12 protein-coding genes are annotated in these 15,798 nt (G+C 55.3%); 5 read left to right on the forward strand and 7 right to left on the reverse strand.

Annotation, left to right across the window (positions count from 1 at the left end; translation table 11 throughout):
- Positions 1–91: 91 nt before the first annotated feature.
- The 3 genes from ACR3ZL_RS21635 to ACR3ZL_RS21645 all read right to left on the reverse strand — a co-directional run bounded on the left by ACR3ZL_RS21635 (position 92) and on the right by ACR3ZL_RS21645 (position 4,691).
- Complete coding sequence (locus ACR3ZL_RS21635) at positions 92–2,557, reverse strand: multiheme c-type cytochrome (RefSeq protein WP_486172959.1); 2,466 nt, start codon at positions 2,555–2,557, stop codon at positions 92–94.
- Between the two features lie 33 nt (positions 2,558–2,590).
- Positions 2,591–3,955 (reverse strand): DUF1573 domain-containing protein, encoded by a 1,365-nt coding sequence (locus ACR3ZL_RS21640; RefSeq protein WP_473651007.1) that lies wholly within the window; start codon positions 3,953–3,955, stop codon positions 2,591–2,593.
- 76 nt (positions 3,956–4,031) lie between these two features.
- Positions 4,032–4,691 carry a metallophosphoesterase family protein gene (locus ACR3ZL_RS21645; protein WP_473651006.1) on the reverse strand — a complete coding sequence of 220 codons (660 nt, stop codon included), beginning with the start codon at positions 4,689–4,691 and terminating at the stop codon, positions 4,032–4,034.
- Between the two features lie 129 nt (positions 4,692–4,820).
- Between ACR3ZL_RS21645 and ACR3ZL_RS21650 the strand changes: the two genes are divergently transcribed.
- Positions 4,821–6,857 (forward strand): vWA domain-containing protein, encoded by a 2,037-nt coding sequence (locus tag ACR3ZL_RS21650; protein ID WP_486172960.1) that lies wholly within the window; start codon positions 4,821–4,823, stop codon positions 6,855–6,857.
- Between the two features lie 30 nt (positions 6,858–6,887).
- Here the strand turns inward: ACR3ZL_RS21650 and ACR3ZL_RS21655 are convergent, their stop codons facing one another.
- Complete coding sequence (locus tag ACR3ZL_RS21655) at positions 6,888–7,796, reverse strand: hypothetical protein (protein ID WP_473651004.1); 909 nt, start codon at positions 7,794–7,796, stop codon at positions 6,888–6,890.
- Positions 7,777–8,484 carry a PTS sugar transporter subunit IIA gene (locus ACR3ZL_RS21660; protein ID WP_473651003.1) on the reverse strand — a complete coding sequence of 236 codons (708 nt, stop codon included), beginning with the start codon at positions 8,482–8,484 and terminating at the stop codon, positions 7,777–7,779. Before ACR3ZL_RS21660 ends, ACR3ZL_RS21655 begins: the two co-directional genes overlap by 20 nt.
- Positions 8,485–8,723: 239 nt before the next feature.
- On the opposite strand from ACR3ZL_RS21660, the gene ACR3ZL_RS21665 reads away from it, so the two are divergent.
- Positions 8,724–10,256: a hypothetical protein gene (locus ACR3ZL_RS21665; protein WP_473651002.1), complete on the forward strand. Its 1,533-nt coding sequence runs from the start codon at positions 8,724–8,726 to the stop codon at positions 10,254–10,256.
- A gap of 248 nt (positions 10,257–10,504) precedes the next feature.
- Here the strand turns inward: ACR3ZL_RS21665 and ACR3ZL_RS21670 are convergent, their stop codons facing one another.
- Positions 10,505–11,722 carry a DUF1559 family PulG-like putative transporter gene (locus tag ACR3ZL_RS21670; protein ID WP_473651001.1) on the reverse strand — a complete coding sequence of 406 codons (1,218 nt, stop codon included), beginning with the start codon at positions 11,720–11,722 and terminating at the stop codon, positions 10,505–10,507.
- Positions 11,723–11,973: 251 nt separating this feature from the next.
- Positions 11,974–12,711 (reverse strand): MBL fold metallo-hydrolase, encoded by a 738-nt coding sequence (locus ACR3ZL_RS21675; RefSeq protein ID WP_473651000.1) that lies wholly within the window; start codon positions 12,709–12,711, stop codon positions 11,974–11,976.
- 429 nt (positions 12,712–13,140) lie between these two features.
- On the opposite strand from ACR3ZL_RS21675, the gene ACR3ZL_RS21680 reads away from it, so the two are divergent.
- Genes ACR3ZL_RS21680 through ACR3ZL_RS21690 form a run of 3 tightly spaced genes read left to right on the forward strand, consistent with a single transcriptional unit; the run spans position 13,141 to position 15,765 of the window.
- Positions 13,141–13,956, forward strand: a complete 816-nt coding sequence (locus tag ACR3ZL_RS21680) for an ABC transporter ATP-binding protein (protein ID WP_473650999.1) — start codon at positions 13,141–13,143, stop codon at positions 13,954–13,956.
- On the forward strand, positions 13,953–14,735 hold the full coding sequence (locus ACR3ZL_RS21685) for an ABC transporter permease (RefSeq protein ID WP_473650998.1): 783 nt from the start codon (positions 13,953–13,955) through the stop codon (positions 14,733–14,735). The genes ACR3ZL_RS21680 and ACR3ZL_RS21685 overlap by 4 nt, the downstream gene beginning before the upstream one ends.
- A gap of 4 nt (positions 14,736–14,739) precedes the next feature.
- Positions 14,740–15,765 (forward strand): ABC transporter substrate-binding protein, encoded by a 1,026-nt coding sequence (locus ACR3ZL_RS21690; protein WP_473650997.1) that lies wholly within the window; start codon positions 14,740–14,742, stop codon positions 15,763–15,765.
- The last annotated feature ends 33 nt before the right edge of the window (positions 15,766–15,798 follow it).

The following is a 15,798-nucleotide window of genomic DNA, read 5'->3' on the forward strand; positions in this document are numbered from 1 at the left end:
AACCTGCGTTGGGCGGCTTGCGATGCACTGCTAATAGACAATGCCTTTAATAGACAGTGCCTTCTGAAGCCGTGATTTGCGACGCTCCAACCTAGTCGACGCCGTAATGCTCGACTTCGGCCCAGTAGTCGTCGAAGGCATCTTCCTCGTGGAAGTCGGGACTGTTGTCCAAGTCGTGACATTCCATGCACTTCTCGCGAGCGTCTTCCAGCGGCAACTGCATCGCAGCACGAAGCTGATCACGAACCGCATCGCTGACCTTCACGGATCCGCTTTCCGCTGCCGCATGATCTGCCCCGGGGCCGTGACAATTCTCACAGCCATTACCGTGCAAATGCTTGTCAGCTTCTAAGTTCAGGTATCCCGTCTCGTAGGGATAGTAATTTTGTGGGTTCCAACCGGTTACGTGACAACTGATGCATTCCGGATCGAAGTGACGCGGCACATCGCTTCGTTCCCCCGGATGAACCAGGCTTTCGGTTGCGTTAAAGTGCGGTGAGTTTTCCCAAATGCCGTAGGCCGTCGTGTGGCATTCACCACAAGCTTCCGAGCCAACAAAGTTACGTCCCGACGGATGAGGGATCGGTTTGATTTCTAGGTTCCTTAGCCCCAGATCACGAAGCTGAAACTGGTATTCAGCCATCAACTGTCGCATCTCTGGTGCATCGGCAAACTCATGTGTTAAAGGCACACGGGCATACTTCAGCGGACCGTCGGCGTACAAACCAATCAACCCGACGTACATGCCCTTGTCACCAGTCAGGATCAATTGGGTTTCGGTGCCCTCTACCTTTTCCGGTTGGTAAGTCGGTTCGCCGTAACCGCCTGCAACGACCACTACGTCAAAACCAGGAACCGCTTGAACAAGCTTCTTGGCGGCTTCGTCTTTTCCGTAATAGGTCAGCACGGTGTAGTCGGGTTGCTCGCCTTGGATCTTGGCGATGACTTCCTTGGCTGAATCGACCGGAGCCCCAAGCATAATGTCTTCGTTCAACGGAGCATCGAGTGCGTCGGGATCCAAAATGCTCGTCACCGCGATCTTCAAACCGTTTCGTTTGATCAACTGGTAAGACGGCATCAAAGACGGGTCAACGAGCACCACATTGGCGGATGCGTACACCATGTCTTCGGGCTTTTCGGCGGCCGCTTCTTGGATCAGGTCACCGACGCTAATTCGCACGTCATCGGGACCAAAGCCAACCGCGACGTACCCCATCTTTCGTAAAGCTTCGAGGGATCGGTGAAACTTGATCTCCGCTTGTCGACCAAAGCGGCGAATGAGGTTACCGGCGTCGATCGGCACCAAATCCCAACCGGAACTTTGAAGATCCTTGGCAAACGTCATCCGACGAGCCACGCCACCTTTCTGCTTATCCAGTCCGGTACACCCACACGGCTCGATGTAACCGTGTTGTTGACCGGTGACGAACAACGCAACCTGCGGCTTGGGCCAAGCTTTGAAATCAATCGGGCCTCCGCCAACGCCAGAACCCGCGACCGCTCCGGGCACCGAATCAGCCACCAGTGCTTGTGGCGTTCCAGGTGCGGGACGATTGGCGACCTCGCCAGGCTGGGCGCCATTTGGATTCCCGTTTCCCGTCTCCGCAGTACTGAACTCGGGACGTTTTGCTTCCGCAATTTTGGCAACTTCACTCGAAGCCGTCATTGCAGGAACACCCGAATTTTTGATCGGTGTGACAGGCAGTCCAGGGGCGGCCGGTTGCACAGCAACGACATCTGCTCGCGAACGAGGAGTAATCGGCGGCTTGCGAACGGACTGCGATTCCGCGAGGGCCCCTTCGGGCATCCCGTGTGGCGTTGGCACGACTTCCGCGACAATTTCAGGAATCGCGACAGGCGTCGGCACGATTTCAGCATTTTCCCAATCCGATGCGGACGGTTCGACGGAAGCATCCTGATCAACGTCGATGTCATCGACCGTGATCTCCCCATCGAACTTACCCGGTTTCTTTTCGGCTGTTTCGTCTTTCTTGTCGCCGTCTTTTTCACCCGGTTTGCTTTCGCCACCGGCTGGATCGCCCGTGTCTGAGTCGCCTGTGTCGGGGTCGCCCGCGTCCGTGTCTTCCGGCTCGGCATCTTTTTCAGTGACCGGTTCTTCTTCGGTGACTGGCTCACCCGTTTGAGCGGCAACCAACTGCACGGCTTCGTCTTCTGACGCGTCTACAAAGTCCAGCGAGCCAAACTCCATAGGCGAGATGGAGACCGGCAAATCGCCAGTCATCCGAGGGGATGCGGCCCGGTAAGCCACCCGAGTGGCAGAAAGTGCTGCGGGTTGCGAAATTACCCCGCGGCCAACTTTCTCAGGTTCCGAAGCGGACAAATACGCCGCTCGAATCCGTTGTTCGGCGACCGCCGTAGCGGATTGAGATTGATCAGGCCGCTGGCTGAGCTTCGTTGCCGTCGATTGCGGTGCCGATTCAGCCCCCGCGCGTGCGGTGCTCGCACGTTTCACCGAACTAGGCGAATCGCAGCCCACAGCGATCAAACAAGCCATAGCGGCTACGGATGAACAACGATTCACTAACAACGAAAACATAAAATTCCTCAGGGCGACGCGACGCCCGCCAGTCTACCGCGCCGAGAGAGAAAATTTCAGTCTCATTTTCAGCGGCGGAACTTTCGGATTGTCGGACTCAATCATTACAAAGCCGTAATCATCTCGGTTCATTCCTAGTCGTTCGACCTTTTCGGCGCCAGGCTTGAGTTTTAGCGTCAATCCGTAAAGTGTCATTTGCCCACGACCGATCGGCTTAGCCAGGGACGCTTCCACATATTCAGCGGGGCTGACCTCACCAATCTTCAACTTGGTTGAGTCTTTGTACTGGCCTTTCAGCGACACAAACGACTTGGCGGTTAGAGAATCGTCTTTTTCCACTTTGCCAAAATCGAAGATGTAACCGCCACCGCTGACCCCGCGAAGCTTCGAGTTGGGCAGCATACTAAGTGCCCCCACAATCCGGCCTGAAATCGGGGCAAAGACGTAAAGTTTCGAGGCGTCGTCAACGTTACCCGCCTCGTCATCGTTACCTGCCGCGTCTGGATCCGCTGGCTCTTCAGCGTCATTGCCATCCGCGTCCAGCCGCACCAATTGCAACGAAATGTTGTCGTTAACAGGCCCCTGTTTCAATCCAGGCTCAATTTGGGCCTTCACCAGGAAAGCTTGCTTGGCGGCTTCGTTGACCCCATCGTCCTTGGAAGGCTCAAACTCCTCCACTTCGATGCTGGCCAATTGGTCCAATAGCTCGTCAGAGAACTTCGCGTCACCCGCTCGCACTCGATAATCCAAGTAGCTGAAAACTCGCACTTCGACATCAACGTTTTCACCGGCCGCAACCTCACCGAAGGTCACCTGCTCAGGCACCAATTGAACTTGGCGAACGACTTGACCGCTGATTTCAAAACGAATCGCGACATTAGAGGGGTCATTGGTGCGAAGTTCAGCCGACTGACCAAACGAACTCTCGTTCGTTTTGACTGTCCAGCTCATTTTGACCTCGGTTTGCTCGCCCGGTGCCAGCGATTCCTTGCCCAATTCACCGACCGTGCATTTGCATGTCGATGCTCCCACCTTCAACGAGAGCTCAGCTTCGCCTGTGTTCTTGACGACGAAAATGTGCTCGCCTTCCTCACCGGGGCTCATCACACCAAAGTCGAATGAGTTTCCGTCGGGCAACTCGACCTTTGGCGTCGCCGTATCCGTCCAGTTTTTCCGCATGGACGCCATCGCGTTGGCTGCCGTTACTTCCCCATGAAAATCCATCGGGCCAAAATAGCCTTCGTATTTTCCGTAGCGGTCGTAATTGATTTTCCAAGCAACCGTCGCACCGACGGCGGCGAAGATCAAACAAGCCAAAAACGTCTTCATACCAAACCAACCCGAAAGATAACGAATACCGGTCGACTCAACCGACAAATGCGTGTGTGCAGCACGCACCTACGCGTCTGCTGACGTAATAGTTCACCTTGGCCCGCTGACGACTTGGCCCGCTACGACTTGACCCGCTGACGACCTAACGGACCAGTTGGCCTTCGGGGGTCGCTTGCCAAACCTGGCGGGACGTCATCTCCATCGCGGTCAGCAACCCGCCGCCATAACAGTTCGTATCTAGACAGACCAAGTGGCCCACATCGAGAATGGTCGCATTCTCGCTGGCAGTATGTCCAACGACGGCGATCTTGCCGCTCATGTGGGGGTCCGGAATGCCTGCTCGCAAAGAATGCCAACGCAACAACTCAACCGGCTGCTGTGAAAAATCGAGCGAAGGATCGTAAGCGGCGTGAGTAAAAAAGTAGTCGTCCTGAACGAAGAAATCCGCCAACGAGTTAAAGAACTCAACGTGCTCGGGTGGCAAAAAGTCCATTTCGCCGTCAAAAGCGTAACTATCCAGGGTCTCTACCCCCCCGTAACGTAACCATCCGTGATGCGACTGTTCGCCGGAGACCACGTTGAGCATCATTTCTTCGTGATTGCCGATCAACGGGATAAGCTGAGTTGCTTGGGCCAATTCGATGAGCGTATCGATCACGCCTTTGGAATCCGGTCCACGATCCACATAGTCCCCTAGTGTTACAATCACGTCTTCAGGGGTCGGCGCGATCTCATCGATCAACGCCCGCAATGGCTCGTTGAATCCGTGAATATCGCCAATTGCTATTAATCGTCCGCTCAATTCTCGTTTTCTCCGTCGATTATCAATCTAATTCCCGATCTGGGTATAATGAGGGGTTCAAATCGTCCCACAAAACGTTTCTTTGAGTAGCCCCTCTCGGAATTGAAACCAAAAATTCGGTAGACGTCCATGAAAACCGCTCCAGCGAGTACCACGGAATCCCCTAACGCAAACGATACAGGGAATCCAATCTCTGATTCGGATGTGATCGTGGAGTCGGTCTGGGATTCCGATGAAACAATCGCGATGGTCGGCAGCATGCAGGTCCATCTGATCATTTTCCTGACCCTAGCGCTCTTTCAGCTTCAATCGCCCATCGACGACGAAGCCGTGGTGATCGTTTCGACGCCGCCGGAATACCAAGAAAAAATCGAGGTCATTGAAGAGATCGTCGTCAGCGATACGCCACAAACGGCAATCGGCAGCGACGCGATGGCGGAACTGGACATGGCCGAAGCATCCGCTGAGGTCTTCGCCGAGGTCGCCGACATCCCCAATCCTGTCGATTTGCAGCCGACCGATCTGGGCCAGATCATGGTCAACCGGCTCTTCAACCAACCTGTCGCACCTCAAAAGCGTCTCGAGACACAAAAAGGAAGCACAGGCAAAGGCACCGCTGGGGCAGCCGGGGCGGTCGATCAGATCACCTTTGAAATCATGCAAGCGGCCGAAGAACGCCCGACTTTGATCGTGTGGCTATTCGATCAAAGCGGATCACTCACCCGACAACGATCCGACATCCGCGCCCGGTTCAATCGAATCTACGAAGAACTCGGCATCCTGGATGGAGGCAAACAGGACACCGAGTCGCCACAGGAAGAGGCACGCGTTCTGACCTCCATCATCGGCTTCGGCGAAAAGGTCGAACTGTATACCGAAGAACCCACCGCAGACCTGGGCACCATCAAATCCATCGTCTCCAAGATTCCGGTCGACAATTCTGGCGTCGAGCGAGTCTTCACCGCTGTGGAAGCCGCGGCCAAAGAATACAAATCCTTGCGTCGCAACGTCGGTCCACGTGGTCCTAAACGAAACGTCTTGTTCGTGGTCGTGACGGACGAGCGAGGCGATGACGGCATGCGATTGGAATCATCTATCGATTCGTGCCGCAAACTCGGCATCCCCGTCTATGTAATTGGTGTCCCGGCTCCCTTCGGCCAAGAACACACGTTGGTGAAGTATGTCGACCCGGACCCCAAGTACGACCAAACCCCGGCGTGGGCGCAAGTTGACCAAGGGCCCGAGACTTTGCTGCCGGAACGACTGCAACTGAGCTTCACCGGCAACTTCGAACAGGAACCGGTCATCGACAGCGGCTTTGGCCCGTACGGCCTAACCCGATTGTGTTACGAAACGGGAGGGATCTACTTCACCGTCCACCCATCACGCAATGTTTCCCGCGAAGTCCGCCGCAACGAGATCGAAGCGTTCACGTCGGACATGCGGTACTTCTTTGATCCGTCCGCAATGGTCCGGTACCGTCCCGATTATGTTTCACAACAAGATTACATCGCAGCAGTAAAGAACAGCCCATTACGTGCGGCTCTGGTCAAAGCGGCTGCGATCCCGAATGTGGACGGAATCCAACGCCCCAAAACTCGATTCGTGAAAACGAACGAAGCACAACTGGCCGGCGATCTAACTAAAGCTCAACAAGATGCGGCCCCACTCGAGCCCAAGTTGCTGCAGATGGCGTTTACCCTTGAACAAGGGCTGCCGGGGCGAGAAACAGAAACCAGTCCGCGATGGTTAGCCGGTTTCGACCTGGCTTACGGTCGTGTGTTGGCGCAAAAAGTTCGCACCGAAACCTACAACGCGGTATTGGCCCAAGCTAAACGAGGCATGCCGTTCAAAGACAAAAAGAACAACACCTGGATCCTTGTTCCGAGCGACGAAATCAACGTGGGCAGTAAATGGCAACGTGAAGCCGACAAGGCTCGCGAGTACCTCACCGGCGTGATCGAACAACACCCGGATACGCCATGGGCTTTGCTGGCGAAGAAAGAACTGGAAGCACCGATCGGTTGGAAATGGACGGAAGAGTTCACCGATCCGAACCCACCGCGGAATCGAAACCCGGGCAATAACAACAACAATCCAGCGCCCAATGACGACCAGAAACGGATGCTCAAGCGGGCTCCCAAGCGACCGATTCCGAAGCTCTAGTCGCGGCCCGTTTGGTCGTGCTGCCAGACGTTAGGCTGCCGCCACTGCGGCCAGCAAATTGCTCAACCGGCCTGGCTTTTCAATCACCAGATGAATCCCACCTTCCATAGCGGCTTGACGCTGATTCGTCGTAGCATCGCCGGTCATCCAAACGTGATGGCATGCCGGGGCGACGGCTAGCCTGGCTTGCCACTGGTCTACCGAACCAGCTTTCGCAATCGAGTCGTCCCAAAGAATGGTCGCCGGCGGGCGATACGGGTCGGGCACGATCGAGCGCCGCCAAGACATTGCGGGGCGTGATCGTCCCGACGCAGATACGTGTGCTGTGATCGCGTCGAAGATTGTTTCTGCGGTGCTGTACTCGGCCGATACAACGATCAGCAAGCCTGGTAGCTCGCCCAGTTCGGCAACGTCATCCAGTTCACTGCGATACGACAACCAGTTGGTAAGATCAGCCGTAGCTTCCTCGACACGGATGGTTTCAATCCACAACGACGAAGCGTCAGAATTTGCCGGTCCTGCCGCAGTAGCATTTGGCAATAGAACCGAAGACGCAACCAACGGACCTCGCACGACGCGTAATCTTGCGTTGGGAAACAAAGCACGCAATCGCGATACCGGATGATCCTGAACCTGGCGTCCCGTCACCCACGTATCGACTGCCAAGCAAGCTGAATCATGGCGGTTGGTCTGAGCCACAATGACATGGGATACCTCACCGCGAGGTGGCTGAGCGATAGCCGCTTCGATGCTGGGACGAACCGCGATCGTATCACACGACGACTGACAAGTTCGCCACAAGCTGTCAAACTCAGCATGACGGGTATCGCCAATCCAAAGTGCGGCGTCACAACAGATCGGATTTTTCGATGCGACAGACCGATCCTCGGCTATTGCAACGCCGGACGTGCTGTTTTGATTAGAAGGTTTGGTTTTCATCCACCACAGCTTCGGCTTCTCGGAAGATCGCCCAGGCATCGCCCGGCGATTCCGCAGCACGCAGCCCGTCTAGAAAGTCTTCGTTGGCGACTAAACGACTCAGTTTCGCCAAAATACGCAGGTGACTGGTGTCATCGTAAGAGCAGATCAGGAAAAAGATATCCGTCAATTGACCGCGATCCGAAAACGGCAGCCCCGCCTGACAGATCCCCAGTGCCAGCACCGAATCGGCCAAAATCGAAGTTTGCGGGCGACGAGGGTGAAGCAGCGCCACCCCGTTGTCCAACGCCGTCGGATGCAACTTTTCACGATCCGCAACCGCTTCGGCCATCGCCGGGGCGTCCCACAACATTCCGGTTGTGGAGGCCAAGTTCGCCATCGCCCGGATCACGCTGCCCCGAGTTCGAGCCGAAAGGGGCGTTGCAATCGTGTCGACGGTGCAAAGTTCCGTCAGAGGCCGCGGATTGGAGTCGGACTGGCGATGCAAGACCGCCCGAACTTGGTCCAGTTCGGCGGTGTCGCTCAAACCGATCCGCTCTTCAAGCCAGTGATGAATCTCGGCTTCGTTGAATCGCCACTCCCCACGAACTTTGCGACCTGGCAAGTTTCCGCGGGTAACCATTTTTTTTATTTGTTCCGGCGTAACGTGCAGGTATTCGGCTAATTGTGAGATATCGAGGTCTTCCATTGGATTTCACTCGGTGGTTTGTCTTGACGGAAGTTTGGAAAAATCGGTAAATCGACTCAAGTTTCGTGACAACGAAGAGTTTAACCGGAGTTTCCTGTTTGCCCCACGCGTCGAACGACCGAAAATCACAGCCACTGAACCGCCCTCCAAGAAGGCGTGTTGGGCCAGGGGGGCGATACGCAGTCGCGGTAAGGCCAAGCAAACTTTGGGCCATCGGAGCGGTTCTGGTCTCTTTTTTGATGACCACCAGTCCCGCCACCGCCCAAAACGGTTTCTCATCCGCCCCGCAAACGAACCTTTCGCCGATTGGGCCCACTTCGCCCAATGCTGCAACCTATCCCAGCGGAAGCCTATACCCCGGTGGCAGCGTTCCACCGCCATCTGGACTTGCGCCGCTTTCCACGCCCAGCTTTGATCCCTACGCATCCAACCCGGGCGGCTCAGGATTCACGGGATCCGGATTCACCGGTTCTGGCGTTGGCGGGACCACCATCACACCGCTTGGCACCCCCACCCCTCTCGGCCCACCCACGTACGCATCCGGCCCGACCACGTTTTCGCCCAATAACACTTTCTCGCCTAATGCTGTAACGGGCGGCAACCCGGCCTATCCCAACGGCGGACTCCTCAACGGCCTCTTTTCAGGCAACTGGTTTCGCGGCTCATCCGCCAATGCCGGTGTCTACCAGGGCGCCGGATATCCCACCGCATCCGGTTTTCCATCAACGTCCGGATCGATCATCCCGTACGGTTCACCCACCGGCACGGCCGCGACCTATTCCGCACCTCCAATCTACGGTGACGCTCCACCGGCAGGCGACTTGTACGGCAGTGGTCCGATTCTCGGTGCCCCATCGTCCAGTGCTTTCCCACCGTCGGCATACCCGTCCGGCTCACCCACGTCGCTGTTCCCCAGCGGATTCAGCGGCCCCAACGCGTTAATTCCCTCCGGCGGTTTCGCCGGTTACCAAGTTCTGCACGGACCACGGCTACGTCACACCTGGATCAGTGGTGGTGACGCCACCGATGAAGTGGGCATGAACCAGACCGATTTCTCGATGGGATTCGCCTGGAACAATTTCCTCTATAGCAACCGCCCGCTGTACATCGTGCCCTCGTTCTCGCTGTACTTATTCGATGGGCCGATCACGACCGCTACCAGCACACGTGATCTTCCCGCCAATGCCTATGCCGGATTCCTCGACTTTGGCTGGCAAACCGATCCCAACCAAATCGTCGGCGGCGAACTTGGTGTCCGTGTAGGTGCCTACACCGATTTCGACACATTCAACAGCGACAGCATCCGAGTCATGGGTAAAGGGTTGATCGCTTTCCGGCTGACGCCCACAACAACACTCAAAGGCGGCGTCTACTATCTCGACCGCGACAGCATCAAAATGCTGCCCGCCGGCGGACTGCTCTGGCAACCCGATCCGTACACCCGCTTTGACCTCTTCTTCCCCGAACCCAAGTTTGCCCGCTACTGGCGTACGATCGGAACCCAAGATGTCTGGTGGTACCTAGCTGGAGAGTACGGCGGCGACTCATGGACCATGACTCGAGCCAATGACGTGGAAGAACGCGTTGACATCAATCAAATCGGCGTCACTTTTGGCTTCGAATGGGGTCTGAGCAATCAGATCCGCATGGGGCAACGCAAAGCGTTTATCGAAGCCGGCGTGGTATTCGATCGCGAACTCAAATACGAAATCTCGACAGACGACCAAAGCCTAAACGAGTCGTTCATGATCCGAGGCGGCTGGGGCTACTAGTCGATCATCCACACCCAAAACAAAGCAGTGGATGAAGTAACGAATCCGTCCCACCCAGAAACAGGGTAGTGAACGAGGCAACCAGTCCGTTCTACTTCAACTGCGTCAAAGCCCCGTAATTACGTCCATTACGGTCAATCCCCAGGTCAAATGCGGTAGGCGCACTGGCTTGGAAACGAAAAAAGGCGGCACCAAGAGGTACCGCCTTAAAGTTTGTGGCTAAGCATCAATGGATGCGAGCTAAAGCACTAAAGTGCGTCTTCGTCCAAGATATACTCAGGCCAAGGCACGTTACTGCTTTTACCGCGTGGTGTTAACAACGCTTGATAGACTCGGTAGTCAATCGAATCGCTAATAAAGCGAGTCTGTCCATCAGCGAAACCGGCATTCACACCGTCGATGTGGGCCGAGGAAGGACGAGCAAGTGTTGCCGCATCCGCCACAACGCCTTCAGCGATGACCTTTGTATAAATGTCATCAGAGACGGTCGCTCCACCACCGTTAATGCGATGCATAGGAGTCACGGCAGGAGCGGAACCAAGGCCCCCCGTATCTTCGTAATGCCAGACCATCCCATTGGTAAACCGCGCAGCTGTCAGGAAGTCGTCTCCCGCGATCGATGTTGTACGGGCTCGCATATTGAGATCGCCGGAAACATTTCCTGTACCAAGTCCCAAATTCGTAAAATTGACGAAACCGACTCGGTGCCAAGGAAATGCTTGTAAGTTTTCGCTGAACAGCATCGTGTTTGTTGCACCATCTTTGATGTCATCCAGGCGAAATGCGGGGCCCTGCTCAATGGCATTGCCAGCATTTCGATTGTACTTGCTATTGAAAGTGCCATTTGCACGATCTTGAGAAGCCTGGAATGACGCTCTCACTGTGACTGAGGAAGCAAACAAGATGTGCTGGTAACCGTTGTTGCTAATGTAGCTGTTCTTTCCCAACATGCCCTCGGTAACTGGGCTGCTTGGACATTGCATGATCGCCAAATTAGGAGCGGCGAGAGGATGGAAACCTACTCCGGTGAAATGAGAATCTGAACTAGGTTCATACTCACCACCACCAGCTGTTGAAATCGGATAACGATCTTCCGACCAATGTTCGTAGGTTGGCTGTGCATCTAACCATGGAAGTAGGGCAACTGCCCATGTTCCCAACTTAAGGTGGGGGGCAATCGACTCTGCCACGCTTTCCGAAGGATCTGCTGCTGCAACGTATTCGCCAGAGCCATTAAGTGCCCCAAACACACCGAACTTATTTACATAGCCGGGAAGTTCGCCCTTTGCATTTTCATATTGAATCGCGGCCAGCGGCAAGTTCTTGATCTGAGTTGCACAGGTATTGCGGCGAGCGGTCTCTCGCACGGCACCAACGGCTGGCAAGAGCAAGCCCATCAGGACTCCGATGATCGAGATGACCACCAACAATTCAACAAGGGTAAAACCGGTTCGAGGTCTGTTCATAGTTGGGTCCGAGGAGAGGACAGAAGAGAACGACCTTCGAGATAGACAAATCCCCTCGGTCGCATGGCGTGGCTCTATTATTCCATGCCCCCGCTCAATATGCAAACGACAGCCCCATTTCCGCCGTATCTCGGAGCTCTATTTTCACGCTAAGCCCACCCGCTGACGCCCCAAACGGTGGGTCTTATTTACCGTAATCCGCTTGTTTCACCGAAACGACAAAAGAGCCCGATTTTACGCCTTCAACACCGTCAAAACGAAATCTCATCATGATCGGCCACGATCGAGACAGGCATGGCAAACCTAGGGTCGTCCGCTGCTAGCGTTAATTCGTCGACTGGATTGATATGCGTTAGCAACAACTGGGTCGGCTGGACACTTTCGGCGATCTCAGAGACTTTCTGCAGATAACAGTGCCCAGTTTTAATCGCCCAATCCTTTTGGGAATCATGGAAGTTGCATTCGTGCAACAGCACGTCAGTGCCCCCCATCCAGCCAAGCGTGGCGTCGTCATGATCGCCAATAGAATCAGTCGCATACACCAGGCTCTTTCCGTCATGCCAATCGATGCGATAAGCGACCGACCCGCCGGGATGATTTTGCTGACGCCATGTGACCTGGCAATCATTCAGCTCGATCTTGCTTAGATCGTCGATCGGACACCACTGCACCGGCAATTCAACCGGAAACAAGTACTGGCTGGTCAGGTGCGTCTGCACGGCCAGCAACTTTTCTTTCTCGCCCCAGACTCGCACAATATCGACCGGACGCTGATACAAAATTCCCAACAGAAAAGTCAGTCCGACGACGTGGTCCAAGTGGGCGTGGCTCAGCAAAATATCCAGCGTCGAAGTTTCAATCCGCTCTGGCAATCGGAACATCCCGGTTCCCGCGTCCAACGCGACCCCGGATTCCGGCAGGAAATAACTCGACGTATGACGGGTTTCGCTGGGATGGTAGCCGGCGGTACCAAGGCAGTGCAGTTGCATGGGAGGAGACTCGTTTTCCAGCGAAACGCGATGCGTCAATGATCAAAGCGGCTTCTATCGTCGTTGCTCAGCGGCGCCGCGTCCACCTGTCAGCGATTTGCCTGGCGGTTAAACTCTGAAGAATCCCAGTGCCTGAATGCAGAGAGCGTTTCAAACCATCGACTGAATCGTTCCCCTGACGCCGCTAGCGGGCTAAAACATACGCGAATGTTTTCTCTCGCACAGACGCGATGCGGTTTGCCGGGACCAAGGGCGTCTTACCCAGGCATCAGATCGCCGCTGAACGAGCCCACTTGAGATTCATGCAATTCGAAAGACGAACGCCCGCGGACATCGCCATCAGTAGCCTCCGAAGCGTATCCCCGTTTAAAAAGCATTTCCCGCTGTTTCATCCCGCTACCCCATTCAACACTCCGGTGCTCGCTCGTTTTGTCTGACTCGGTTTCGATTCATAGCCGCAACGCTACCGTTCGCTTTGATGGCGAAATCGATGCCGTTTCAAAGGTCACACTCCAAATTCAACCGGGACAGCGATTTGCTTTGGTCGGACAAAGCGGTTGCGGCAAAACAACGCTCTTACGCGTCATTGCAGGTTTGCAACCTTTAACCGATGGCGTACTCGATACGTCGTCCAAACGACCACGGACCTCGTTTGTCTTCCAGCAACCAGCGCTATTACCGTGGCGACGCAGCCTGGCCAATGTGGAGTTGCCGCTCGAACTCAGTCCACATCATTCCGGAACCAAACCTTTACCATTCGTCCGCGCTGAACTCGCCCGACAGGCACTCGATGAAGTAGAGATGACCGATGCGGCCAAACGATTCCCATTCCAACTATCGGGCGGCATGAAGATGCGAGTCTCTATCGCCCGCGCACTCGTGACACAGCCTGAGTTACTGCTGCTCGACGAGCCGTTCGCGGCGTTGGACGATCTATTGCGAACGCAACTAGGCAGTTTGGTAACCGCGTTGTGGCGGAAACATCGCTTCACCATGGTACTGGTTACCCACAACATTGCTGAAGCGATCCAGCTAAGCGATCAAATCGGAGTCATGCACCAAGGTCGATTGGTTTCCGTGCTGGACAACCCGCTTCAGCAAAACAACGCTCCCCCTACCCATTCGCCTACTGACGACGATATTCCTGGCGAAGATTTTCCTGACGAAGATCTTCGCCGAACCCCGGAATTCGGTGAGTTCTTTGGTGTCGTCAGCGACGAACTGCGAAAGGCGGCCGCGTCATGACGAAACGATCACGCGAATGGTTGCTCAGCAGCGTCAGTGCGATCTTGGTCGCGGTGATCGGCCTGACGCTGTGGCACTTTTCGGTGCAGTGGTTTGACATCCCGAAGATCTTGCTGCCTACTCCCGGACAAGTTTTGGAAGCAGGCATCGAACGCCGAACCGAACTAATCACCGCTGGAAGCGTCACCCTGTTTACCGCTGCGGTTAGCCTTGTGGTGGCAACCGTGATCGGCAGTTTGATCTCACTGGTCTTCAGCCAATCCACCATGCTGCGACGAGCGTTCTTTCCCTACGTTGTGTTCTTACAAACCGTACCGATCGTCGCGATTGCCCCGCTATTGATCATTTGGAGCGGTTACGAATTCCGGACTGCGGTCATCGCAACGGTAGTGATTTGCTTGTTTCCAATCGTCAACAATGTCACGACTGGCCTACGCTCAGCAAAACCCGAACACCGCGATCTGTTTCAACTTTACGGTGCCTCCCGCTGGCGAACCCTGTGGAGTCTGCAGCTTCCCACAGCGATGCCATTTTTGTTGTTGGGAGCCCGCATCAGCAGCGGTTTGGCGGTAATCGGTGCAATCGTTGCCGAGTTCTTTGTCAGCAACGGCGCCTCCTACACGGGATTGGGCGCGTTGATGACGGCGTGGCAGGGCTTGCTACAAACGGACGCACTGATCGCAGCTCTCGGGGTTTCAACCTTGCTGGGGTTGATCTTGTTTGGTGCCGTTGAGCTGGTTGGAATGTTGTTATTAAGTCGTTTTCATCATACAGAGTAATCGAATGAATCGAGTTTCATGGATCATCGGCCTGGCCGGCTTTATTGTTGCGTGTGGATGCAACTCTTCATCGAACACGGTTGAATCCGATTCGAACTTGACGCCCGTTAGCATCCAGTTGAACTGGTATCCCGAAGTCGAGCACGGTGGCGCTTTCCAAGCGTCCGTCGACGGTAGCTATCAAAAGGCGGGACTGGACGTCACGATCCGTGCGGGAGGCCGAGAAACACCAGTTGCCCCCGAGCTATTACGCGGGCGAAGCCAATTTGCGATTACTAACGCGGATGACGTCGTCTTGTTCCGATCTCAAGGTGCGGACATCGTGGCCGTTTTGGCCGCCATGCAGAATCACCCAAGATGTTTGCTGGTCCGCGCCGACAGTGGCGTCGAGAGTTTCGAAGACCTAGCCGGCATGACCCTGCAGTGCCAACCCGGACGGGCTTTCTTGCCGTTTTTAAGAACTCGAGGCTATCTCGAAGGCGTCCGCGAAGTCCCCTACTTCAACTCGATCGCGGCCATGGTGAACGATCCCAAGATCGCCGTTCAAGCCTATAGCGTTGCCGAACCCCTACTGGCTCAACAACAGGGACTGGAAGTGCGCACATTGATGGTCAGCGACCTGGGCTGGAATCCGTACTCAAGCGTCCTGGTAACCACCGGTGACATGATTCGAAACTCGCCGGAATTGGTCGCGAAAGTCGTACAAGCGACACAGGCTGGATGGGTCAACTTCCTGGAACAACCCGATGAAGCCAACGCTGCGATCTTATCGGCCAACAAGCACGGCATGACTCCCGAAGTCCTGCAGTTCGGCAGCCAACAGATGCGAGACCTAGCCTATCCCGGTTGGAAAACCGACGACGAAACACAATCCGATCAAGTGTCGCCGGAGCGTCAGGCAAAGCTAGGGCTGATGACAGCGGAACGTTGGACCACACTAGTCGACCAAATGGCAGAACTAGAACTATCCGACGCCGGATCGATCAAGCCAGCGGATTGCTACACCAACGACTTCTTAAAGATCGACTGAAGCTGGGTTAGCCTCGCAGCGAAGCATCGGGGC

This window comes from Rhodopirellula sp. J20-39 (assembly GCF_057365095.1).

Coding starts and splice junctions, on each gene's coding strand:
- ACR3ZL_RS21690 (WP_473650997.1), top strand. CDS start 14,740: ATGAATCGAGTTTCATGGATCATCGGCCTGGCCGGCTTTATTGTTGCG.
- ACR3ZL_RS21675 (WP_473651000.1), bottom strand. CDS start 12,711: ATGCAACTGCACTGCCTTGGTACCGCCGGCTACCATCCCAGCGAAACC.
- ACR3ZL_RS21660 (WP_473651003.1), bottom strand. CDS start 8,484: ATGGAAGACCTCGATATCTCACAATTAGCCGAATACCTGCACGTTACG.
- ACR3ZL_RS21665 (WP_473651002.1), top strand. CDS start 8,724: ATGACCACCAGTCCCGCCACCGCCCAAAACGGTTTCTCATCCGCCCCG.
- ACR3ZL_RS21655 (WP_473651004.1), bottom strand. CDS start 7,796: ATGAAAACCAAACCTTCTAATCAAAACAGCACGTCCGGCGTTGCAATA.
- ACR3ZL_RS21650 (WP_486172960.1), top strand. CDS start 4,821: ATGAAAACCGCTCCAGCGAGTACCACGGAATCCCCTAACGCAAACGAT.
- ACR3ZL_RS21685 (WP_473650998.1), top strand. CDS start 13,953: ATGACGAAACGATCACGCGAATGGTTGCTCAGCAGCGTCAGTGCGATC.
- ACR3ZL_RS21670 (WP_473651001.1), bottom strand. CDS start 11,722: ATGAACAGACCTCGAACCGGTTTTACCCTTGTTGAATTGTTGGTGGTC.
- ACR3ZL_RS21635 (WP_486172959.1), bottom strand. CDS start 2,557: ATGTTTTCGTTGTTAGTGAATCGTTGTTCATCCGTAGCCGCTATGGCT.